21 protein-coding genes are annotated in these 20,690 nt (G+C 69.1%); 6 read left to right on the top strand and 15 right to left on the bottom strand.

From position 1 onward, the window contains the following. Positions 1-227 precede the first annotated feature (227 nt). The 9 genes from KUG38_RS13345 to KUG38_RS13305 all read right to left on the bottom strand — a co-directional run bounded on the left by KUG38_RS13345 (position 228) and on the right by KUG38_RS13305 (position 8,580). Complete coding sequence (locus KUG38_RS13345) at positions 228-479, bottom strand: carboxysome peptide B (RefSeq protein WP_216922456.1); 252 nt, start codon at positions 477-479, stop codon at positions 228-230. Next, positions 479-793, bottom strand: coding sequence for an alpha-carboxysome shell vertex protein CsoS4 (csoS4, locus tag KUG38_RS13340; protein ID WP_216922453.1), 315 nt, complete (start codon positions 791-793; stop codon positions 479-481). Before csoS4 ends, KUG38_RS13345 begins: the two co-directional genes overlap by 1 nt. Positions 794-795: 2 nt before the next feature. Further along, positions 796-2,334, bottom strand: coding sequence for a carboxysome shell carbonic anhydrase (locus KUG38_RS13335; RefSeq protein ID WP_216922451.1), 1,539 nt, complete (start codon positions 2,332-2,334; stop codon positions 796-798). Positions 2,335-2,341: 7 nt separating this feature from the next. After that, positions 2,342-4,738: an alpha-carboxysome scaffolding protein CsoS2 gene (gene csoS2 / locus KUG38_RS13330; protein WP_216922449.1), complete on the bottom strand. Its 2,397-nt coding sequence runs from the start codon at positions 4,736-4,738 to the stop codon at positions 2,342-2,344. A 72-nt stretch (positions 4,739-4,810) separates the two neighbouring features. Continuing rightward, positions 4,811-5,152, bottom strand: a complete 342-nt coding sequence (locus KUG38_RS13325; RefSeq protein ID WP_094586905.1) for a ribulose bisphosphate carboxylase small subunit — start codon at positions 5,150-5,152, stop codon at positions 4,811-4,813. A gap of 101 nt (positions 5,153-5,253) precedes the next feature. Further along, entirely contained in the window at positions 5,254-6,666 is a 1,413-nt protein-coding gene (locus tag KUG38_RS13320; protein WP_015107694.1) for a form I ribulose bisphosphate carboxylase large subunit, read from the bottom strand. A gap of 49 nt (positions 6,667-6,715) precedes the next feature. Next, on the bottom strand, positions 6,716-7,027 hold the full coding sequence (csoS1, locus tag KUG38_RS13315; RefSeq protein WP_015107695.1) for an alpha-carboxysome major shell protein CsoS1: 312 nt from the start codon (positions 7,025-7,027) through the stop codon (positions 6,716-6,718). Between the two features lie 211 nt (positions 7,028-7,238). Next, positions 7,239-7,520 carry a P-II family nitrogen regulator gene (locus KUG38_RS13310; RefSeq protein WP_216922447.1) on the bottom strand — a complete coding sequence of 94 codons (282 nt, stop codon included), beginning with the start codon at positions 7,518-7,520 and terminating at the stop codon, positions 7,239-7,241. A gap of 43 nt (positions 7,521-7,563) precedes the next feature. Next, positions 7,564-8,580, bottom strand: a complete 1,017-nt coding sequence (locus tag KUG38_RS13305; protein WP_216922445.1) for a sodium-dependent bicarbonate transport family permease — start codon at positions 8,578-8,580, stop codon at positions 7,564-7,566. A 238-nt stretch (positions 8,581-8,818) separates the two neighbouring features. Here KUG38_RS13305 and KUG38_RS13300 point away from each other — a divergent pair, with 238 nt between their 5' ends. Then, positions 8,819-9,427 carry a non-canonical purine NTP pyrophosphatase gene (locus KUG38_RS13300; protein WP_216922443.1) on the top strand — a complete coding sequence of 203 codons (609 nt, stop codon included), beginning with the start codon at positions 8,819-8,821 and terminating at the stop codon, positions 9,425-9,427. 27 nt (positions 9,428-9,454) lie between these two features. Here the strand turns inward: KUG38_RS13300 and KUG38_RS13295 are convergent, their stop codons facing one another. Further along, a complete protein-coding gene (locus KUG38_RS13295; RefSeq protein ID WP_094586897.1) occupies positions 9,455-10,255 on the bottom strand; it encodes a BMC domain-containing protein in 801 nt (266 codons plus the stop codon). 142 nt (positions 10,256-10,397) lie between these two features. Beyond that, entirely contained in the window at positions 10,398-12,107 is a 1,710-nt protein-coding gene (locus KUG38_RS13290; protein ID WP_216922441.1) for an oxygen-binding di-iron domain-containing protein, read from the bottom strand. 140 nt (positions 12,108-12,247) lie between these two features. Between KUG38_RS13290 and KUG38_RS17165 the strand changes: the two genes are divergently transcribed. The 5 genes from KUG38_RS17165 (at position 12,248) to KUG38_RS13265 (ending at position 17,504) form a co-directional block, all read left to right on the top strand. Next, a complete protein-coding gene (locus tag KUG38_RS17165; protein ID WP_216922439.1) occupies positions 12,248-12,772 on the top strand; it encodes a DUF8679 domain-containing protein in 525 nt (174 codons plus the stop codon). A gap of 103 nt (positions 12,773-12,875) precedes the next feature. Continuing rightward, on the top strand, positions 12,876-14,168 hold the full coding sequence (locus tag KUG38_RS13280) for a ferredoxin:protochlorophyllide reductase (ATP-dependent) subunit N (RefSeq protein WP_286196020.1): 1,293 nt from the start codon (positions 12,876-12,878) through the stop codon (positions 14,166-14,168). Positions 14,169-14,175: 7 nt separating this feature from the next. After that, positions 14,176-15,861 carry a ferredoxin:protochlorophyllide reductase (ATP-dependent) subunit B gene (locus tag KUG38_RS13275; RefSeq protein ID WP_216922437.1) on the top strand — a complete coding sequence of 562 codons (1,686 nt, stop codon included), beginning with the start codon at positions 14,176-14,178 and terminating at the stop codon, positions 15,859-15,861. Between the two features lie 116 nt (positions 15,862-15,977). Next, positions 15,978-16,883 carry a ferredoxin:protochlorophyllide reductase (ATP-dependent) iron-sulfur ATP-binding protein gene (gene bchL / locus KUG38_RS13270; protein WP_094586890.1) on the top strand — a complete coding sequence of 302 codons (906 nt, stop codon included), beginning with the start codon at positions 15,978-15,980 and terminating at the stop codon, positions 16,881-16,883. A 69-nt stretch (positions 16,884-16,952) separates the two neighbouring features. Continuing rightward, positions 16,953-17,504, top strand: coding sequence for a manganese efflux pump MntP (locus tag KUG38_RS13265; protein WP_216922435.1), 552 nt, complete (start codon positions 16,953-16,955; stop codon positions 17,502-17,504). Positions 17,505-17,572: 68 nt separating this feature from the next. Here the strand turns inward: KUG38_RS13265 and KUG38_RS13260 are convergent, their stop codons facing one another. The 4 genes from KUG38_RS13260 to KUG38_RS13245 all read right to left on the bottom strand — a co-directional run bounded on the left by KUG38_RS13260 (position 17,573) and on the right by KUG38_RS13245 (position 20,586). Beyond that, entirely contained in the window at positions 17,573-18,457 is an 885-nt protein-coding gene (locus KUG38_RS13260) for a hypothetical protein (RefSeq protein WP_216922433.1), read from the bottom strand. Then, the gene (locus KUG38_RS13255) at positions 18,454-18,951 is read right to left on the bottom strand and encodes a hypothetical protein (RefSeq protein ID WP_216922431.1); all 498 of its coding nucleotides are present in this window, start codon (positions 18,949-18,951) and stop codon (positions 18,454-18,456) included. The genes KUG38_RS13260 and KUG38_RS13255 overlap by 4 nt, the downstream gene beginning before the upstream one ends. A 100-nt stretch (positions 18,952-19,051) precedes the next feature. Further along, complete coding sequence (locus KUG38_RS13250; protein ID WP_216922429.1) at positions 19,052-20,056, bottom strand: protochlorophyllide reductase; 1,005 nt, start codon at positions 20,054-20,056, stop codon at positions 19,052-19,054. 35 nt (positions 20,057-20,091) lie between these two features. After that, a complete protein-coding gene (locus KUG38_RS13245; RefSeq protein WP_216922428.1) occupies positions 20,092-20,586 on the bottom strand; it encodes a hypothetical protein in 495 nt (164 codons plus the stop codon). Positions 20,587-20,690: the final 104 nt, after the last annotated feature.

The following is a 20,690-nucleotide window of genomic DNA, read 5'->3' as shown; positions in this document are numbered from 1 at the left end:
CGGCTTGGCCACGGCCGCTGGCTTGGTCACCGCCGCCGGTGGCAGGGCCGGCGTGCTGCCGCCAGCGGCCGCCGCCCCGGCTGCCGCTGCTGGAGCGGCCGACGGTGCCGCCGGTGGGGGGGCCGGGGCCGGCGCGGGGGTGGCGTCGGGACCGGAGCGGGGGGTGCGGCTGGCCATGGGACGGACGGGGGGAGGAGGAACTGGCGTGGAGGCGATGGGAGGGGCGCCTACCCGTCCGGCTCCCAGAAGTCGATGATGCCGCCGATGGTGAGATCGGTGTGCGTTTCGGGGTTGCCGCAGGCGAAGCGGGCGGCTGAGCCGCTGGCGGTGAAGACCCAGTTGCCGGGGGAGGCCCCGACCGGATCGACGGCGACGCTGAGCTTGCCCTTGGGGGTGCGCAGCACCCGCAGGTTCCAGTGCTCAAGACCTGGCACCCGCTGGGTGCAGACCAGGGAGCCGGTGACCTGCATGATCTCCATCAGGCCTTTCCTCCCTGGGGTGCCGGTCCGCCGCTGGGGGTGCCGCTCGGTGGAGCGGTGGCCTTGCCGGCATCGGGATCCCAGTGGTCGATGATCCCCACGATCGTGAGGTCGCTGGGATAGGACTTGCTGCCCGCCGCTTCCCGGGCGGCGGAGCTGCCGACGCAGATCACCCAGTCGCCCGGGATGCAGCCCACCGCGTCGACGGCCACCTTCTGGGTGCTGCCGTCCTGCACCACCTGCAGGTGCTTGTGCTCGAAATCCGGGATGCGGTTGGTGGAGACCAGGGGTTTGACCACCTTGCAGATCAACATGGTCAGTGCCCTCCTGCGGTGGTGAGGCTGATCGTGGAACCTACCGCTTCGGCGGGCGTGTGGCGCTCCTGATCGCGCACGGTCAGCAGGGCATGGAGCAGGCCCTGGGCGAAGAGGTCGGGATAACGGTTCTCGATCGCCTCCTGCACCCGCTGGGCATGGCGCACGGCCCGCTCCCGGGCGCCGGGCACCTTGCCGTTGTAGTCGAAGCGCACCACCACGGGCACCGGCAGGCCCCGGGAGACATTGAGGCCCTTGAAGATCTTCACCCCCACGTCCATGTCGGGGGCGCCCTCCTCGACCGTGTCCATGTAGGCGAAGTAGGTGAGGTTGCGCAGGTGGATCTCCTTGAAGCCGATGCCCACACCGATGAACCGCTCGGCATGGCCCGCATCGGCGTAGTGGCCGTCGTGGTACTGGCGCACGTAGTCGATCTGGGAGATGTTGTGCTCGAGCAGCCGGGCGATCAGGCGCACCATGCCGGGATCCGGCGTGCTGGCCGCGGCGGCTTCCGCCAGTTCGGCGATCCGGCGACGGGCCTCCTCGGGAGGCAGGTGGCGCGTGGCCTCGTACACGGTGGCCGCATCGAGCCACTGATCCAGGCGGGTGCTGCCGTCCATGCCCGGCACGTGCACCCGGATGGCGTCGGTGTCGGTGTCGATGCCCAGCAGCAGCAGGTCGACGGAGGCGCCGCAGCAGAAGCTGTTCTCCACGGCCTGCTGGAACTCCATCAGCCGCTGGCGTCCGCAGCTGGCCGCCAGCGCGTCGTCACTGCCGTGGGCGGCGCAGCCCTCGTGGGTCGGGTCGAGGGAACTGAAGTGGTAGAGCACCACCTTCAGGTAGCGGGTGTCGTCGTGGGCGGGGTTGGGAAGGCCCTCCCGGTAGCGGCGGTGCTCGGTCTTGACCCAGCGGTTGACCGTGTTCTCCACATCGAACAGGGCCCCGGCATGGGGACGGCGCCGCACGGAGCTGAAGGGCAGCCGCAGGGCGAAGGCGATGGCATGGGCCAGGCGTCCATCGGCGCAGGGGGTCACATCCAGCAGGTGGAAGCCGCAGGAAAGCAGGAAGGCGTCGAAGTCCTCGGCGGCGGTGCTGCCGGGCTGGCCGTGCAGCGGATCGTCGCGGAAGAAGCCGTCGCTGGTCTGTTCGTAGGTCTCGAAGACGCACCAGGCGAACAGGCTGCGCATGTCGAGCTGGCTGACCCAGGCCTTCTCCAGGATCGGCAGGGGCAGGCTGAAGCCCAGCTCCGCCTGGGCCAGGGCCTGGGCCCGCTCGACGAAGTCATCCTCGTGCTGCAGCGCGGAGAGCCGCTTGAGCACGGGCACGATCCGGTCGAAGGCGTCCTTGACGCCGCGGTCGTAGCTCTCGAGGGCGGCGTTGGCCGCGTGGTTCGTGAGCGGATGGGCGCTGCCGGTTGCGCCCTGGCCGAGACGCACCGCCGCCAGGCGCCGGGAGAGATCGGCGCCGGAGGGGGCATCGGAACGGCGCCGGGGGGCTCTCGGAGCGAGGGGACGGATCGTGGGGGCCGGGCGGCGGGGCATCAGGGGTTCAGCCGCGGGCTCCGCCGGAGACCGTGATCAGGGAGCCGGCGCTGGTGCTGCCGCTGGATCCGGTGATCTTGTTGGTGGGCTCGGGCAGGGCCTCGTTGCGCTTGTTCTGGAAGCCGGGCATCGCCGACATCGGGCCGACGCGGCTGGGGTTGCGGCGGCGGGCGGAGGCCCCTTCGGTGCCGGTGACGTGCTTGCCCCGATCCCAGTCGTCGCCGGTGATGTTGAGGCCGGCGGAGATGCCCTCGCCGGTGACGCGGGAGGTGGGACGGGCGTCCTCATCCACGGTCACGGGCGCCTTGGGCTGGCTCAGACGGACCCGCTCCTGGCCGGGACGATCGAAGCGGAACTGCTCGGTGCCGGTCACCTTGTCGGCGGCCATGTCAAAGGGGCCGGTAATGCGGTTGCCCTGCTCGTAGCTGTTGCCGGTGACGCCACCGGGGCGCTGGCGGGAGCTCTGGGCGGCCCGGGCCGGGGACTGGACGCTGAACTGCTGCCAGGGCTGGGAGGTCAGGGGCTGGGGGAAATCGGCGTCCTGGCTGGTGGCGGCTCCGCAGGCCTCGTTGAGCTGGTCACCGCCGATGTAGGGGGTGCCGGTGATGTCCTCGCAGGCGCCGCGCTCGGCACCGGTCATGACACCACCGATGCCGGGCTGAATGCCGGTCATCACGGTGCCCATCCGAACGGGGGTGCGCTGGCGGATCTCGGCCACCTTGTTGGAGGAGCACCAGGTGCCGGCCTGCTCCATGCCGGCGTAGGGGGTGCCGGTGACGGCCTTGCAGGTGCCGGGCTCATCGCCGGTGACCTTCTCGGAGCGGCCGGTGCGGGTGCCGCTCACCACCATCGCCTTGTTGGTGACGCTGAAGCCCACCTTGGCGGCTTCCGGAGCCGGTTTGGTGCCACAGAACTGTTCGTACTGCTGGGTGCCGATGTATTCATCGCCGGTGACCAGGCGGCAGGAGCCCGGTTCGTCGCCGGTGACGTGCTCGCTGCGGCCCACATGGGTGCCGGTGATGCCGGTGCCCCGCAGGGTGTGCAGGCTGCTGACCTTGGCCGGGGCGCGGCCGGGCACCTCCGACTGGTCACCCACGTACTGGGTGCCCGTGAGCTGGCGATTGGCGCCGGGCTCGTTGCCGGTGACCCGCTCGGAGCGTTCCACGATCACGCCGGAGACCGGCCGGCCCGCGGCGGTGCGGGTCAGGCCCACCTTGCGGGGGGAGGGGTTGGTGCCACCGCACCAGGCGGCGCTCTGGTTAGCGGAGATGTACTCGGTGCCGGTGACGTTCTTGCAGGTGCCGGGTTCGTCGCCGGTCACTTTCTCGGAACGGCCCACTTCGTTGCCCGTCACCCGGTTGCCATGGGTGGTGGCGCTCACCCGCACCTTGGCGGGCTGCAGCGGGGTGGGATCGCTCTGGCAGAAGGTGCGGAAGATCTCGGCGCCCAGGTACTCGGTGCCGGTCACGGGACGGCAGGTGCTGGCCTCGTTGCCGGTGGTCTTGAGGGAGCGGTTGGCCTGGGTGCCCGTGACCACCTGGCCCCGGACCGTCTCGCTCACGCCGACTTTCCAGTGGGCATCGGCGGCGGCCTCAATCTTGGCCTGGCCGCGGCGGGGGCCGGTGGGGCGGGAGCCGCCGCTGCGGGAGCTGCCGGCGGAGCCGACCTTGCACTTGAGCTCACGCACCTTCTGGGCCAGCTCGCGGCTGCTCATGTCCGGGTTGGACTGGCGGGCCACCGAGGCGGCGACGGAGCTGGTGGGGGCGCTGGCGGACTTGCCCCGTTTGGAGAGGGCTTCACGGCGGGCCATGACGATGGCCCGGCTGGGGTTGTGCTGGGCGGTGCGCTTGGGGGTGCCGTTGCGGCGCTCACCATTGCGCGATTGGCGGTTGGCCAGGGAGGCCCCGAGGCCGGCGGAACTGCTGCTGCTTGCGGCCGAGGCGGCCTTGGCGTCCTTGCAGCCGCAGGGGCGGTCGGTGCTCGCGGCCGTGACAGTGGTGGCAGGTGCGCTGGCCTTGGTGGCGCGCATCACCTCCTGGCGGGTGCGGTCGCTGGAGGTGTCGGCCCGCTTGCCGCGGCGGGAGAGGGCCTCACGGCGCTCCAGCACCAGGTTCCGGCTGGGGTTCGCCAACGGCTTGGCGTTGCTGCGATGGCCGGAAGCCGAGGAGGAGGTCAGGGAGGAGGCAGCACCGCGACGCGCCGTGGGGGCGGGGCGCTGGGGCGCCGGGGCCGGAGCCGCTGCAGCCGGGGCGGCACTCACCGCTTCGGTGCGGCTGCGCTGGGCATCAACGGCCGTGCGCACCCTGCCCGGGGAGGACATGAACTGGGCGGAGGCTTTCTTGCCGCCGTTGGTGAGGGCCTTGCGGCGCTCCAGAGCTGCTTCCCGACTGGTGGTCCTGGCCATGTCCGCCCCGTAAATGGATGATCAAAAGTGATGGATCCCGACCGCCGGCCGGGATCCGCTGTGGTCGCTGGATCAGCGGCCTTCGAACACGACGAAGCAGGCGCCCTGGCTCTGGGTGTAGGCGTCGTAACCGACGAGGCGCACGTGGTGGTCGGGATAGGCCCGGTGGCAGGACTCCAGTTCGTTCACGATCACGCCCAGATCCTTCTCACCGAAGAAAGGCAGCTTCCAGAACGACCAGTAGGTGGCCATGGAGCGGCTGGGGTGGACGTGCTCGACCAGGGGGCTCCAGCCCTGGGCAATGATGTAGGCGATCTGGTCATAGATCTCGTCCTGGGTCATCGGCGGGAGGAAGCCGAAGGTCTCCAGGGTGGCGACTGTTTGATAGTCACCCACGGTGCTCTTGAAGGGCATGGGGATCCTTGTGGGAAATGGGTTGGGGAACCCGGCCCCGCCGACCTTGGGTGGGAGCACCCTTGGTCAGCGGTGGCAGGGCATGGGGCCGTGGTGTCGGATCAGCCGACGTCGAGCTTGTCGACGGTGTCGAACTCGAACTTGATTTCCTTCCAGGTCTCGAGGGCGATGGCCAGCTCGGGGCTGTGCTTGGCGGCTTCCGTGAGGATGTCGCGGCCTTCCTTCTCGATCTCGCGGCCGGCGTTGCGGGCCTTGACGCAGGCTTCCAGGGCCACCCGGTTGGCGGCGGCGCCGGCGGCCGAACCCCAGGGGTGACCGTGGGTGCCACCACCGAACTGGAGCACGGAGTCGTCACCGAAGATGGCGACCAGGGCGGGCATGTGCCACACGTGGATGCCGCCGGAGGCCACAGCGAAGACGCCGGGCATCGAACCCCAGTCCTGATCGAAGAAGTTGCCGCGGGTGCGGTCTTCGGGGATGAAGGATTCGCGCAGCTGGTCGATGAAGCCCAGGGTGGTCTGACGGTCACCCTCGAGCTTGCCCACCACGGTGCCGGTGTGCAGCTGGTCGCCACCGGAGAGGCGCAGGCACTTGGCCAGCACCCGGAAGTGGATGCCGTGCTTGGGATGGCGGTCGATCACCGCGTGCATGGCGCGGTGGATGTGGAGCAGCATGCCGTTCTTGCGGCACCACTTCGACAGACCGGTGTTGGCCGTGAAGCCACCGGTGATGTAGTCGTGCATGATGATCGGCTGCCCGAGTTCCTTGGCGAACTCGGCCCGCTCGTACATCTCCTCGGGAGTGGCGGCGGTGCAGTTGAGGTAGTGCCCCTTCTTCTCGCCGGTCTCTTCCTGGGCCAGCTGGACGGCTTCGGCCACGAACTCGAAACGGTTCTGCCAGCGCTGGAAGGGCTGGGAGTTGATGTTCTCGTCGTCCTTGGTGAAGTCGAGGCCGCCGCGGAGGCATTCGTAGACCACCCGGCCGTAGTTCTTGCCCGACAGGCCGAGCTTCGGCTTGATGGTGCAACCCAGCAGGGGACGGCCGTACTTGTTCATCCGGTCGCGTTCGACGTGGATGCCGTTCGGCGGGCCGGGGCAGGTCTTGATGAAGGCCATCGGGAAGCGGATGTCTTCCAGACGCAGGTGACGCAGGGCCTTGAAGCCGAACACGTTGCCCACCAGGGAGGTGAGCACGTTGGTCACCGAGCCTTCCTCGAACAAATCGAGGGGGTAGGCGATGAAGGCATAGAACGACTCCTTGTCACCAGGGACATCTTCAATGCGGTAGCAGCGGCCCTTGTAGAAGTCGAGATCGGTGAGGAGCTCGGACCACACGGTGGACCAGGTGCCGGTGGAGGACTCGGCGGCCACGGCGGCAGCCACCTCTTCCTTGGGCACACCTTCCTGGCCGGTGCACTTGAAGCAGGCCAGCAGGTCGGTGTCGAGGGGGACGTAGTCGGGAGTCCAGTAAGTGTCGCGGTACTCCTTGACCCCGGCGTCGTACTTCTTGCTCATGGGATTGTTCGGATGGGTTCAGATGAAAATCAGAGGGTCAGCTGACCGCTCAGTCCTTCGATCCCAGGCCGAAGCTGCTGTTCAGCGCCGGCTCCACTTCGCGGTGGGGACGGGCGATGATGTGGGCGGCCACCAGGCCGTCACCCACGCGCTCGCAGGCATCGGCGCCGGCACGGACGGCGGCGTTGACGGCACCGGTTTCACCCCGCACCAGGACGGTCACGTAGCCGCCTCCGACGAATTCGCGACCGATGAGGCGCACCTCGGCGGCTTTGGTCATGGCGTCAGCCGCTTCGATGGCGGGCACCAGACCGCGTGTCTCGATCATGCCGAGGGCGATGCCCATGGTTTCGTTTGCCATTACCTGCTCCTGGAGGAGGGGGGTGGAATGTTCGTGTGCAACCTTGCTCCTCCGTCAAACCCTCCGTCAAGCGATTGGGAGCCTGGCGGCCATCAAGGTTTCCGGATCGGCTGATAAGGGCAGCTGATCAGTGCAACACAAAAAGCAAGCCTTGGTTGATCGCTGCCCCGCCGCGCACCGCCCCTGCTGGGCCCAGGCCCCTCCCGGAGGCTCAGAGCGGCTCGGCGCTGGAGACGAACCCGACCCCCCCGTACCGCTTCAGCAGGGGCCGCAGGGCGGCGCCCACGGCCCCGAGCAGCTCGTCCTCCACGAACACGATCACGTGGGCGTTGGCCCCCAGCCCGCTGAAGTCCATCCCTTCGGAGATCTCACCCGAGGGGCCCATGCCCGTCACGTGCTTCATCACCGAATAGCCCTTGGCCCCGGCCATGGTGATGGTGCGGCAGACACGGTTCAGTTCCCGTTCGCTGAGAAAGAGATCGATGCGCTTCATGGGGAGGGGGCGACGGTTCGGCAAAGGTCGGCGGGGGCCGGGTTCAGCCGACCGGAATGAAATGGCGGGTCAACGCCATGTAGAGGGGAATCCCGATCACCACATTGAAGGGGAAGGTGAGTCCCAGGGCGGTGGAGATGTAGAGGCTGGGGTTCGCCTGCGGGACGGTCATGCGCATCGCCGCCGGCACGGCGATGTAGGAGGCGCTGGCGCAGAGCACCATGAACAGCAGGGTGTTGCCCTGCCCCAGCCCCAGCAGAACGCTCACCAGCAGCCCCAGCAGGGCGTGCAGGGGAGGGGCCAGCAGGGAGAAACCGATCAGGAAGGCCCCCGCCTGCTTCAGGTCCCGCAGCCGCTGGGCCGCCACGATGCCCATGTCGAGCAGGAAGAAACAAAGGGCTCCGTAGAAGAGTTTCTCGGTGAAGGGATCCATCTTCGCCAGACCCGCCGGACTGAAGGCCGCCACCACATAACCGATCACCAGGCTGCCGATCAGCAGGTACACCGAGCCGTTCAGAAAGGCCTCCTGGAGAATCTCCCGCCAGCGCAGACTGCCGCTGCCGTTCTGCTGCTCTCCGGCCATTTCCGCATCCTCGGCGGGGGCCGAGAGCCTGGCCAGGATCACCCCCACCACGATCGCCGGCGATTCCATCAGGGCCAGGGCCGCCACCATGAAGCCGTCGAAGTTGACCTCGACGACGTTAAGGAAGCTCTCGGCGGTGATGAAGGTGACGGCGCTGATCGAGCCGTAGGAGGCGGCGATGGCGGCGGCGTTGTAGCCGTCGAGGCGCAGCCGCAGGAACAGGAAGCTGGTCAGCGGCACCAGCAGCGACATCGCCACCGCCGCCCCGACCGTCAGCAGCACCTGGGGACCCAGACCGCTGTGGGCCAGCTCCATGCCCCCCTTGAAGCCGATCGCCAGCAGCAGATAGAGGGAAAAGAGTTTCGGCAGCGGCGAGGGGATCTCCAGGTCGGAGCCCACCAGCACCCCCAGGATCCCCAGAAAGAAGAAGAGAACCGGCGCGGAGAGAAGGTTCTGTAGGACCAGGCTCGACTGCATCGCCCTCCGGCGCCCAAAGGGTGGAGGCAACCTAAGGGCGAATTCGGCCGCCAACCGTCACCGGTCGCGCAATGTTGCTCCGCCCGTCCGTCCGATCGCGAGCGAATTCCCTATCGTCCGCCCGGGGCAGGAACCCTGGAGTTTTCCGGGGGTGGAATGTTCAACCCGTCCTGCCCCACCCTTTCACCGCCCAGCCAGCACCCCTCTGCACCACAATGGGGCCCCCCGTGGGCCCGGCTTGTCCCTCCCCCCTTCCCCCCAGGTCCTGGTGATCGCCAGCGGCAACCCCCACAAGGTCGCCGAGATCACGGCCATGCTCGAAGGGGGCGGTCCGGAGGTGGGTCTGGAGGTGCGCCAGCAGCCCAGGGATCTGGAGATCGAGGAGACGGGCCTCACCTACGCGGAGAATGCGCGCCTCAAGGCCTCCACGGTGGCCTCGCTCACGGGCTGCTGGTCGCTGGCTGACGATTCCGGCCTGGAGGTGGATGCCCTCGATGGCCGCCCCGGCCTGTTTTCGGCGCGCTACGCCCCCACGGATCACGAGAAGATCCACCGGCTGCTGCAGGAACTGGGTGATTCCCTCTACCGCGGCGGCAGCTTCGTCAGCGCCATGGCCCTGGCCGACCCCAGCGGTGCGGTGGTGCTGGAGTCGGAGGGGGTGTGCCGGGGCCTGATTCTGCGGGAGCCCTCCGGCCATGGCGGGGGCTACGACCCGATCTTCCATGTGCGGGAGGCGGGCTGCAGCTATGCCGCGATGGGCGAGCACCTCAAGAGCCGGCTCGGCAGCCGCGGCAAGGCCGCCCGGGCGATGGCCCCGGGACTCAAGCGGCTGCTGGGGCTGGACTGAGCCGGCCGGGTGCCGGCCCGCTGGCGCTCAGCTGCGGGATCCGGCGTTGATCTGGGCCACGGCCCGCATGGCGGCGGCGGCGGCCTCCTCCACGTCGCCCTCCTTGCCCGCCAGGGTGAGGCGGCCGAAGGCACCCACCGCCTTGACGTCCACCACGGTGATGTTGGAGCTCTTCTCGGCTTCGTTGGCCGCGATCAGCACGTAGCCCGCCGGTTCGGTCTCGAGGATGAACATGCTCATCCCGGCCTGGATCATCGAGCCGCGGCGGTTCTGACGGTTGATCAGCACGGCGTGGTCGGGGGTGATCGCCCGGATGATCTCGGTCCAGGTGACCTCGCAGCGGCTGCGCAGCTCCACCCGGCTGCCGATGGCCTCCAGGACCACGTCGCCGGAGTGGAGCACGTTGCTCTGGTCCCGGTGGTAGAGGGCCAGGGAGCCGAAGGCCCGCTCCACCACCATCTGGCCGAGCCGCACGGTGCTGGCCTTGAGGGCGATGTCGGTGACCCGGTGCACCGCCATCCCCGGGGAGACCTCCAGCCAGAGGCAGGCATCGCCGGGAATCGGCAGGAAGCCATGGGACACCGTGCCCATGTACGACGCCAGCTGGGGCTGGAGGGAGTCCAGGAAGACGTAGGTGCGCAGCTCGATCGACTGCACGTGGCTCGACTGGCGCGCCAGCCGCCGGCCTTCGCTGTCGGTGGTGATCACGCAGCTGGCCCCGGAGGCCTCGCCGCTCACATCGGTGCCCGTGATCCGCAGACTCGCCGCCTTCCTGCGGGCGTCCGACCGGTCGTCGCGAAGGAAGGAACGGGCACTCTGCGAATCCATCACGGCGCGAGGCGCCAACCCCCGGAACAAACGGTCATTGCGATCCCCGGGGTGGTTGAAGCGCCGGGATCCCTGGCCGCCGCCAGGGGCAGTCCAGAAGGGGAGGGTACTCCCGGGCGGGGTGCCGGCGGCTGGTTCCGGACTAGCGACTGCTCAGGGAGAGACCGTCGGCGACCCAGACGCGGTCGCGGCCGGCGGCCTTGGCGGCATAGAGCGCCCGGTCGGCCAGCTCCATCATCCGGGGAAAATCGGCCGCCGGCTCGGCCGCCGTCGTGCTCACCCCCAGGCTGACCGTGAGGAGCCCGCCGGGGGCTTCGCCCTGGAGATCGAGCCGGTGCATCGAGAGCCGGATCCGCTCGGCCACCCGCAGGGCCGTGGCCCGGTCGGCCTCCGGCAGCAGCACCAGAAACTCCTCGCCGCCGAGGCGGAAGGTCTGGTCCTGCTCCCGCACCGACTCCCTCAGGACCCGCGCCACCTGCCGCAGCACCCGGTCGCCGGCGTCGTGGCCGAAACCGTCGTTGACGAGCTTGAAATGGTCCAGATCCAGCTCGATCAGGGCGTAGCTGGCAGGCAGCGCCGCCGCGTCCAGGGCGCGCCGGTTGGCCAGGCCCGTGAGCGGATCGCAGAGGGCGGCGGTGTTGAGGACGGCCATCTCATGGGCATGGCGCTGATCCTCCAGGAGATGCTCCACCCAGGGGCGCATCGACTCGGCGAACTCCCGGACCATCCGTTCCATGTCGGGGTCGAACGGTGGGGCCGCGCCGCGACCGCCGATGGCCAGCACCATGGCGGGCTCGCCGATCAGGCAGATGTGGTGCCAGCCGGGGGTCGGCTGCCGTCGCTCGGGGTGGTCCGCCTCCGCGGACCAGGTGGTCCAGCCGTCACCGGGCATCCGCACAGCCAGTTCGCAGCTGCCGGCCTGGCCGGTGGCGTCGAGGATGGTGCCGATGGCGCGGACCATCCCCAGGGGCGTGCCCTGGTGGATCAGGGCCTCCTGGAGTCGCCGCCGGGCCTCGGCGATGCACAGCAGGCGCTTGAGGTCGAGGTCGGCGTCGGCGAGGCAGTAGACCCCGCATTCCATCGCACCCAGGGCGCTGAACACCGCGTCGACGATGGCGGCGGGGACGATGTGGCCGTGCTGGGGGGCGATCCGCTCGATGCGCGGCCAGCGGGAGCGGATGCGGGCCAGGCCGGCACTGAGCAGCTCCCGGCTGGGCATGTAGTGCTGGTGGAAGGGCCGGGCGTTCTCGATGATGTAGGTGGCATCGTCCGACTCGAGCACGCTGCTGTCGGGGACGAAGCCGCCGAACAGGTCGGAGGAGAACAGGGTGCCGGTGGCGCTGTCATGGGACACCATCGCCCCCGGGAAGTGGAGGTACGGCGTCAGCTGGAACTCCAGCCGCCGATCCCCCGCCAGGGGCAGGCACCAGCCGTGCTGCTCCACCAGATAGGTGGAGAATCCATGGCCGTAATGGCGGATCAGGGCGTTGGCGCGCCACTCGGTGACCACCTGCACGTCAGGGCGCTTCAGCACCTCGCCGAGCCGGGGCAGGGCCGCGCAGATGTCGGGGTCGGAATGGTGACAGACGAGCCAGCGGATCGCGTCGAGATCGGTGATGGCGCGCAGCTTGGCCAGGGTTCCCTCGATGGTGAGCGGCGAACCCGGATCGATCAGAACACCGTCCGAACCGTTAGCGATGAAATAGGTGTGGCACTGGAAGTGGTCGTGGGCCAGCCGCACCCCCACCCACCACACGCCAGGAGCGATCTCGACGGGATCCTCCACGGGCGTCGCCGTGTCGACCCGATGGGTGGGAGCCCTGTCGCAGGGCCGATGGGGTGAGCGGTCCATGGGGACGGAAGCAGACGCCGCGCCGCGCACGGAGGGAGACACGAATGGATGCCTTCTTTCCATCGTGATTCAGTACGAGCGGACCCTTGCGACTCCGAAGGCAACCGATACCTTCCAGTTCAACCTTTCCAGGCGCGACCATGGCCACCCGGCGCACCGCCACCACCACCACCGCCCCTGCCACTCCTGGCGCCACTGCAGGCAGCTCCTCCGCCTCCGGGGTGGCCAGCGAGACCCAGCCCCTGCGCCATCCCCTCGACCAGGACACGGTGTCCGAATGGATCACCCGGGCGCTCGATGAGGGGGTGCGGCCGGAGCAGGCCCTCGCCTTCATCGGCCTCGGCCTGATGCGGCGCATGGGCGGCGGTATCGGGGACGGCTTCGCCGACTGGAAGGATGCCGCCGAGGCGGATCACCCGGTCGACCTGGCGGCCCTGCGCCAGCGGCTCGAGATCACCGACCTGGCCATCCGCACCGGCGCTCCCCTCAGCACCGCCGAGGTGACCCAGCTGATGGGGGCCCGCCCGGGGGCCGCGCTGGTGGAGCGGGGCGGACTCACGGCCCGCCGCCTGGGGCGCAACGTGTGGAAACTGAGCCGCAGCGCCGATGGCGAGCGGGAGGAGCGCAGCATCGGGTTCGGTGAGGGATTCCGTCGTCGCCTGTGAGCGCGGGAATCCGCACACGATCCCGAAAAGATGTAACGCAGTCGGGCGCGGACCCCACCGTCCCCGCTAACCCATGGAGGCTCCATACCTGGCGATCCCCTCCATGGGTGTATCCGCTCCACCGGTTCAGCCTCCCACCGGCGACATCCCCGGGACCCACCCCAACGACATCCTCAAGGAGAGCGGCCAGCGGGAAGTGTTCTGCGGCCTCACCTCCATCGTCTGGCTGCACCGCCGCATGCCCGACGCCTTCTTCCTGGTGGTGGGCTCCCGTACCTGCGCCCACCTGATCCAGTCGGCGGCCGGCGTGATGATCTTCGCCGAACCCCGCTTCGGTACGGCGATCCTGGGCGAACGGGACCTGGCGGGTCTGGCGGATGCCAACGAGGAACTGGACCGGCTGGTGAAGGATCTGCTGGAGCGCCGGCCCGAGATCCGCACCCTGTTTCTGGTCGGCTCCTGCCCCAGCGAGGTGATCAAGCTCGACCTGGCCAAGGCGGCCGAACGCCTCAACACCCAGCTCCTCGGACGGGTGCGGGTGCTGAACTACTCCGGCAGCGGCATCGAGACCACCTTCACCCAGGGGGAGGACAACGCCCTGCTGGCCATGCTGCCCCTGCTGCCCAGCTCCGATGAGGAGCAGCTGCTGATCGTGGGCACCCTGGCCGATGCGGTGGAGGATCGTTTCCGGCTGATCTTCGAGCGGCTGGGCATCACCTCGGTCCGCAGCCTGCCGCCGCGGCGCTCCACCGAACTGCCCCCCGTGGGCAAGGGGACGCGGGTGCTGCTCGCCCAGCCCTTCCTGAGTGCCACCGCCCGGGCCCTTCAGCACCGGGGCGCCACCCTGCTGAGCGCCCCCTATCCCTTCGGCGTGGAGGGCAGCCGCGACTGGATGGCCGCCGCCGCCAACGCCTTCGGCGTGCCCGCCGAGCGCTTCAACGCGGTGCTCGACCCCCTGGTGGAGCGGGGGCGTCGTGCCCTGGAGCCCCACCGCCAGGTGCTGGCCGGCAAGCGGCTGTTCCTGCTGCCGGACTCCCAGATGGAGATCCCCCTGGCCCGGTTCCTGTCCCGCGAATGCGGCATGGAGCTGGTGGAGGTGGGCACCCCCTACCTCGACCGCCAGCTGATGGCCGCCGACCTGGCCCTGCTCCCCCCCGCCACCCAGCTCAGCGAGGGCCAGGACGTGGACCTGCAGCTGGAGCGGGTGCGGGCCGCCCGCCCCGACCTGGTGCTCTGCGGCCTGGGGCTGGCCAATCCCCTCGAGGCCGAGGGCATCGCCACCAAGTGGTCGATCGAGCTGGTGTTCAGCCCGATCCACGGCTGCGACCAGGCCGGTGAACTGGCCGAACTGTTTGCCCGTCCCCTGCGGCGCCGGGCCGTGCTGCAGCTCTCCTGAGACCCCCATGGAACTGACCCTCTGGACCTACGAAGGCCCCCCCCACGTGGGCGCCATGCGCATCGCCACCTCCATGGAGGGGGTGCACTACGTGCTGCATGCCCCCCAGGGCGACACCTACGCCGACCTGCTGTTCACGATGATCGAGCGGCGGGGCCTGCGGCCCCCCGTCACCTACACCACCTTCCAGGCCAGGGATCTGGGCGGTGACACCGCCGAACTGGTCCAGCGCTCGATCCGCCAGGCCGTTGAGCGCTTCCAGCCCGAAGCGCTGCTGGTGGGCGAGAGCTGCACCGCCGAGCTGATCCAGGACCAGCCCGGCGCCCTGGCCGCCGGCATGAACCTGGGGGTGCCGATGGTGAACCTGGAGCTGCCCGCCTACTCCAAGAAGGAGAACTGGGGCGCGGCCGAGACCTTCTACCAGCTGGTGCGCACCCTGCTCAAGCCCCAGCTGCCGGCTCCGGGCACCCCCAAGCCCTCCCCGTCCCGCTGGCGGGACGAAGGCCGCCGGCCCCGGGTCAACCTGCTGGGCCCCAGCCTGCTGGGCTTCCGCTGCCGCGACGACGTGCTGGAGATCACCCGGCTGCTGGCGGAGCACGGCATCGATGTGGCGGTGGTGGCGCCCCTGGGCGCCCGGCCCGCCGACCTGGAGCGCATCCCCACGGCCGATGCCAACGTCTGCCTCTACCCGGAGGTGGCAGGCCCGGTGTGCAGCTGGCTGGAGCGCAGCTTCGGCACCCCGGTGGTGCGCACCGTGCCGATCGGCATCGGCGCCACCGCCGCCTTCCTGCGGGAACTGCACAGCGTGCTTGATCTGGCGCTGCCGGCCGCGCTGCAGGAGGTGGAGGGTCAGCCGAGCGAGGCCGAGCGCCGCTCCCGGCTGCCCTGGTACTCCAAGTCGGTGGATTCCACGTACCTCACCGGCAAGCGGGTGTTCATCTTCGCTGACGCCACCCACGCCATCGCCGCCGCCCGGATCGCCTCCAAGGAGCTGGGCTTCCAGGTGGTGGGCCTGGGCAGCTACAGCCGGGAGCAGGCCCGGGAGGTGCGGGCCGCCGCCGCCGAGCTGGGCCTGGAGGCCCTGATCACCGACGACTACCTGGTGGTGGAGAAAGCCATGGCCGAAGCGGCGGCGGAGCTGGTGCTCGGTACCCAGATGGAGCGCCACAGCGCCAAGAGGCTGGGGCTGCCCTGTGCCGTGATCAGCGCCCCCTTGCATGTCCAGGACGTGCCGGCCCGCTACTCCCCCCAGATGGGATGGGAGGGGGCCAACGTGATCTTCGACTCCTGGGTGCACCCGCTGATGATGGGCCTGGAGGAGCACCTGATCGGGATGTTCCGCCACGACTTCGAGTTTGTCGACGGCCACCGCAGCCACCTCGGCGACGGCGCACCGGCGGCGGCGTCGGGCGCCGACCAGGAGGGCTCCACGGCCACGGCCACGGTCCCGACGCCAGCCCCGGCCACCACAGCCACCACAGGGCCGGCACCCGGCACCACCACCGCCGGTGCCGCCGTCCGGGAGGCCCTCGAAAGTCTCTGGACCGCCGACGGTGAAGCCGAACTCGCCAAGATTCCCTTCTTCGTGCGGGGCAAGGTGCGCAAGAACACCGAAGCCTTCGCCCGCGAACGGGGCCTGGAGAGGATCGATGCCGAAGCCCTCTACGACGCCAAGGCCCACTTCAGCCGTTGAGGGCCTCTCTGGCGATGTTTCGGTTTGCGTGATCCCCTGACAGCCGGGATCTGTTCTGAGCAGGCTGTTTCCTGACGCGTGATCCGCCGGTTCTCCGGCTTCCCCTTGTTTTTCCTATGACAACCACACTCACGTCTCCCCCGAGCACCAACCCCCGCGAAGATGGCGAGGGCAGCCTGCAGGTGCATCAGGACGCGTCGATGAACATTGAGGAGGGGGCCCTGGTGATCGCCGTCTACGGCAAGGGCGGCATCGGCAAATCCACCACCTCGTCGAATCTCTCCGCCGCCTTCTCCAAGCTGGGCAAGCGGGTGCTGCAGATCGGTTGTGACCCGAAGCACGACTCCACCTTCACCCTCACCAAGAAGATGGTGCCGACGGTGATCGATATCCTCGAGACCGTCGATTTCCACACCGAGGAACTGCGGCCCGAGGACTTCGTCTTCGAGGGCTACAACGGCGTGATGTGCGTGGAATCGGGGGGCCCCCCGGCCGGCACCGGCTGCGGTGGCTACGTGACCGGCCAGACGGTCAAGCTGCTCAAGGAGCACCACCTGCTTGAGGACACCGACGTGGTGATCTTCGATGTGCTCGGTGACGTGGTCTGCGGCGGCTTCGCGGCCCCCCTCCAGCACGCCCACTACTGCCTGATCGTCACCGCCAACGATTTCGATTCAATCTTCGCCATGAATCGGATCATGCAGGCGATCAATGCCAAGGCCAAGAACTACAAGGTGCGACTGGGTGGGGTGATTGCCAACCGGTCCGAGCAGACCGACGAGATCGACAAGTTCAACGAGCGCACCGGCCTGCGCACCATGGCCCACTTCAAGACCGTTGACGCCATCCGCAAGTCACGGCTCAAGAAGTGCACCATCTTCGAGATGGAAAGCACGCCTGAAGTGGAAGCCGTGCAGGAGGAGTACCTGAGCCTGGCCCGCAAGATGCTCACCGACGTCGAACCCCTGGAGGCCGAATCGCTCAAGGATCGGGAGATCTTCGACCTGCTCGGCTTTGATTGAGGTCGGCGCTACGGCGCCTGGGGCCCCTTTCGGATTGGGGCCTAGGGTCAGAACTGACGGGCCAGCCGCATGATCCTGGAGCTGCTGCTGTTCACGGCGGTGCTGAGTGTGGACTCCTTCTCGGCGGCCATCGCCCTGGGATTCCGCCATTTCTCCTGGCGAAGGGCCCTGTTCTTCGCCCTCAGCTCGGGCCTCTCGGAAGGCCTGGCCACGGCTATCGGCTTTCTGCTGGGCCGCATCGCCCGCAAGCTGATCATGGACTACGACCACTGGGTGGCCTTCGCGCTGCTGGTGGCGGTGGGCGGCCACATGTGCTGGTCGGCCTACCTGGAGCACCGTGATGGCAAGGGGCCGGAGGAGGAGCTCAGGGTTCATGGACCCCTCCGCATCCTGTTCGTTTCGGCCATCACCAGCATCGATTCTCTGGGGGTTGGCGTCTCCCTCGGCATCCTGAACAAGCCGATCGGGCTCTACTCCACCGCCATCGGTGCGGGTGCCTTCGTTTCCACCTACCTCGGCCTGTTTCTGGCCCGCCGGCTCTCCGGGGCGCTGGGCAGCAAGGTGGAGATGCTCGCCGGTGCGGTGCTGATCGCGCTGGGCATCAAGATGCTGTCGATCTAGGTCGATCTGGGGGCGTGGGGGTCATCCAGGGGGCGTGGGAGTCAGGCACTGCCCGACATCAGCCACCCTCAGATCTCCGCGGCGGCCCGCTCCACGAGCCGGCGCGCCACGGCCTGAACGCCCGTGTGCTGGTAGGTGTCCGTGAAGGCGTCGAGGAAGGTGGCCATCTGCTTGAAGCTCCCCTGCCAGGGGCCCAGGGTTCCCTCCAGGGCCTGAACCGCCTTCTGGCCGGTGAGACCCAGTTGGCTGCTGAAGCCTTCGGCCCAGCCCAGCCACGGCGCGATGCCCCGGCGCAGGAAGGTCAGATGGGCCCCATCACCCCGACCCGGCAGCAGTCGGGCCATGCCGGCGTAGGCGGGCAGCTGGTGCAGATCCCGCTTGTCGAGGCCTCCCAGCAGGCCATCCAGCCGCTGCAGGGCCTGGTCGCCCAGGGGCAGCAGGGCATCGAAGCAGATCAGGGCGGCCATCCTCACCCGGGCCTCGCCGGCGTAGTCGCCCAGGGCGGCGGCGAAGTCGCCGAAGCTGTCACCGGGCAGGCCATTCACCTGGGTGAAGGCCAGCATTTCGGCGGCCACCTTCAGGCTCAGATCCGCCGCCTGAAGGGAGTCGCTCGTGGGGGTGAGATCGGCGACCCGTTTCACCAGCGGCAGGGCGCCGCCGATGTTGGCCAGCAGCCTGAGGCCACCGGCGGCTTTCTGGGAGCGGTTGACGGCGTCATACAGGCTCAGGGCACGGCCATAGCCTTCGTGGCGCGCCTGGCTCAGCACGTCGGCCCGGGCCCGCACCTGGCGGATCAGCTCCGGATCGCTGCTGCCCAGCACGTCGGCGATCAGCGCGTCGGCCCGGGTGATGTTCTGCCAGCCGCCGGGCACCAGGGTGCTGAGGCCCTTGATGGCCAGCACCGTGAGGTTGCGGCGGGGCAGACGCTCGAGCCGCTCGAGAACGGAGCTCATGCGGCCCCCTGCAGAGCCGCCAGACCCTTGAGGTTGAACCGCCCGAGCAGGTCCTGACGCTGCTCCGGATCCAGTCCATCCCCCTGGCCGATCACCTTGACCTGGAAGCGGTCGGCCACCAGCAGGGCGCTGGCCTGGGCACCCTGCTCCACCAGCGGCCAGCCCTGGAGGCGGCTCTGGCTGGCTTCAAACTTGCTGCGGGCCTCCGGAGCGGTGGTGACATCGGAGATGGCGAGCAGGGCCTTCACCTCGCTGCCATGCTTGAGCCGGGCCTCGCTGAAGCCCCGCTTCTCCTGGGTGAACACCAGCTGGTCCCCGTCCTGGGGCTCGGGAAACAGTCGGTTGAAGGCCGCACCGTTCACCACCTGACTCAGGGGCACATCGGCCACCGTTCCGCCCGGCAGCCAGGAGCGGAAGGGCAGGAGCACGAAGGCACCGATGGACAGGCTGACGACCAGCAGCAGTCCCAATCCCCAGCGCAGCGTGCGGGCCATGGACTCCAGAGGGTGGTACTGGATGACTCCTAGCGGCTTCTTGCGGCCCCGTGCCCGAATCGGCAGATTCCGACGCAATGGCGCCGGCCCGGCGCTTGCCTCAGGCCAGCCCCACAAGCTGCAGGGAGAGGTCCCACATCCGCTGGGCGGTGACGGGGTTGCTCGCCTTCTCCGACAGCTCCTGGCTGAACTGCTTGCCCCCCTTCGTCTGCCGGTTTCCCCAGCTCCAGTGAACACCGGAGGTGGCGAAGTCCGGGTCGGCCACCACCTGGGCCACCCGCTCGCCCGCCAGGGCCTGGCTCACATAGCCGCCGGTGATGTTCTTCTGGAACCAGGGGAAGATCGTCTGGAAGGCCCGCGGGGTGTGGCGGAACAGGGGGGTGTCGGCCACGCAGCCCGGATAGAGGGAGGTGAACACGATGCCGGTGCTGCCGTGCAGCCGGCGGTGCAGCTCCTGGGTGGTGATCATGTTGCAGAGCTTGCTGTCCTTGTAGGCCTTGCCCGGCTTGAAGCTCTTGCCGCTGGCCATGGCGATCGGGGCCTTGAAGCCGGCGGCGAAGCCCGACAGGTCGCCGAGATCGGCGGGCGCCGGGATGGGGATCTTGCCCCCCAGCTCCTTGGAGTTGGCGGTGACGGTGCCCAGGATGACGAGGCGTCGCGAGGGATGGCTGGAGCGCTTGAGGTCGTCGAGCAGCAGGTGGATCAGCAGGAAATGGCCGAAGTGGTTGGTGGCCATCGAGATCTCGTAGCCCTGGGGCGAGCGCTCCGGATGCTTCAGCCGCGGCAGGTAGACCGCCGCGTTGCAGACGAGGGCATCGAGGGGGCGGCCGGTGGCATGGAAGGCGTCGACCAGGGCGCGCACGCTGTCGAGATCCGCCAGATCCACCTTCAGATGGGTCACCGCGGTATCGGGGATGCCCAGGGCCGCCTGGGCCCGCCGGGCCTTGTCGGTGTCCCGGCAGGCCATCACCACATGCCAGCCCCGATCCACCAAGGCCTTGGCGGCGAACAGACCGACACCGGAGGAGGCGCCGGTGATCAGGGCCGTTCCGGGAACGCTGCTGCGGGCGGGGGTGAAGGCGGTGTCACCGGAGGAGGTCACCATGGCGGGGATGGTCCGGGGGCGAAGGGGGCCCCAACCTACGGACGGGCGCCCTGGTTTCCGGATCCGGACGCGGCGGATTCAACAGTTGGAAACGGACGGTTGGACTGCCAGATCACCCGCAGGCGATTCGGGGCGATCCACTGGCTCTGCTCCCGGATCAGGCGCTGCTCCCCCTCCACCATGAACAGGGCGTCGAAGCGTTCCCTGGCCTTGACCAGCTTGGCGTTCTCCAGCTCCAGGACGGCGGCGATCTCACCCTGGCTCTCCATGCGCTGCTGGTAGGCGCCGGCGAGGCGGAACAGGCTGACGCCGGTGAGGGCGACCAGCCCCAGCTTGACGGCCAGACCGATCAGGCTGCAGACCAGCTCCTGCCGCTCGGCAGACAGGGAAAGCAGCTGGCTTTCCCGGCTGTATCCACCGGCTTCGCCGCCGGCACGGACGGGTTCGATGCCGGAGACGGCCGCCGGCGGGCCCTGGAGGCTGGGAATCGGGTGCAGTGAAAACGGGCCGACCGGGCCATCCCCGGCCACCTGCAGGGACCGGGAACGCCGTGGACGGCCCGTGGAGCTTCGTGCAGCGGGGGGCTGACGCCGGGAAGGCTGGGGCTGGGTCTGGCGCACCTGAGGGAAGGCTG

The organism is Synechococcus sp. CCAP 1479/9, from assembly GCF_019038535.1.
Lineage (GTDB): Bacteria > Cyanobacteriota > Cyanobacteriia > PCC-6307 > Cyanobiaceae > Cyanobium.
This window is presented reverse-complemented; position numbering and strand designations above follow the sequence as displayed.

Excerpts from the sequence above, each read along its gene's own strand:
- KUG38_RS13345 (WP_216922456.1), bottom strand. The coding sequence starts at position 479 with ATGGAGATCATGCAGGTCACCGGCTCCCTGGTCTGCACCCAGCGGGTG.
- csoS4 (WP_216922453.1), bottom strand. The coding sequence starts at position 793 with ATGTTGATCTGCAAGGTGGTCAAACCCCTGGTCTCCACCAACCGCATC.
- KUG38_RS13335 (WP_216922451.1), bottom strand. The coding sequence starts at position 2,334 with ATGCCCCGCCGCCCGGCCCCCACGATCCGTCCCCTCGCTCCGAGAGCC.
- csoS2 (WP_216922449.1), bottom strand. The coding sequence starts at position 4,738 with ATGGCCAGGACCACCAGTCGGGAAGCAGCTCTGGAGCGCCGCAAGGCC.
- KUG38_RS13325 (WP_094586905.1), bottom strand. The coding sequence starts at position 5,152 with ATGCCCTTCAAGAGCACCGTGGGTGACTATCAAACAGTCGCCACCCTG.
- KUG38_RS13320 (WP_015107694.1), bottom strand. The coding sequence starts at position 6,666 with ATGAGCAAGAAGTACGACGCCGGGGTCAAGGAGTACCGCGACACTTAC.
- csoS1 (WP_015107695.1), bottom strand. The coding sequence starts at position 7,027 with ATGGCAAACGAAACCATGGGCATCGCCCTCGGCATGATCGAGACACGC.
- KUG38_RS13310 (WP_216922447.1), bottom strand. The coding sequence starts at position 7,520 with ATGAAGCGCATCGATCTCTTTCTCAGCGAACGGGAACTGAACCGTGTC.
- KUG38_RS13305 (WP_216922445.1), bottom strand. The coding sequence starts at position 8,580 with ATGCAGTCGAGCCTGGTCCTACAGAACCTTCTCTCCGCGCCGGTTCTC.
- KUG38_RS13295 (WP_094586897.1), bottom strand. The coding sequence starts at position 10,255 with ATGGATTCGCAGAGTGCCCGTTCCTTCCTTCGCGACGACCGGTCGGAC.
- KUG38_RS13290 (WP_216922441.1), bottom strand. The coding sequence starts at position 12,107 with ATGGACCGCTCACCCCATCGGCCCTGCGACAGGGCTCCCACCCATCGG.
- KUG38_RS17165 (WP_216922439.1), top strand. The coding sequence starts at position 12,248 with ATGGCCACCCGGCGCACCGCCACCACCACCACCGCCCCTGCCACTCCT.
- KUG38_RS13280 (WP_286196020.1), top strand. The coding sequence starts at position 12,876 with ATGGGTGTATCCGCTCCACCGGTTCAGCCTCCCACCGGCGACATCCCC.
- KUG38_RS13275 (WP_216922437.1), top strand. The coding sequence starts at position 14,176 with ATGGAACTGACCCTCTGGACCTACGAAGGCCCCCCCCACGTGGGCGCC.
- bchL (WP_094586890.1), top strand. The coding sequence starts at position 15,978 with ATGACAACCACACTCACGTCTCCCCCGAGCACCAACCCCCGCGAAGAT.
- KUG38_RS13265 (WP_216922435.1), top strand. The coding sequence starts at position 16,953 with ATGATCCTGGAGCTGCTGCTGTTCACGGCGGTGCTGAGTGTGGACTCC.
- KUG38_RS13260 (WP_216922433.1), bottom strand. The coding sequence starts at position 18,457 with ATGAGCTCCGTTCTCGAGCGGCTCGAGCGTCTGCCCCGCCGCAACCTC.
- KUG38_RS13255 (WP_216922431.1), bottom strand. The coding sequence starts at position 18,951 with ATGGCCCGCACGCTGCGCTGGGGATTGGGACTGCTGCTGGTCGTCAGC.
- KUG38_RS13250 (WP_216922429.1), bottom strand. The coding sequence starts at position 20,056 with ATGGTGACCTCCTCCGGTGACACCGCCTTCACCCCCGCCCGCAGCAGC.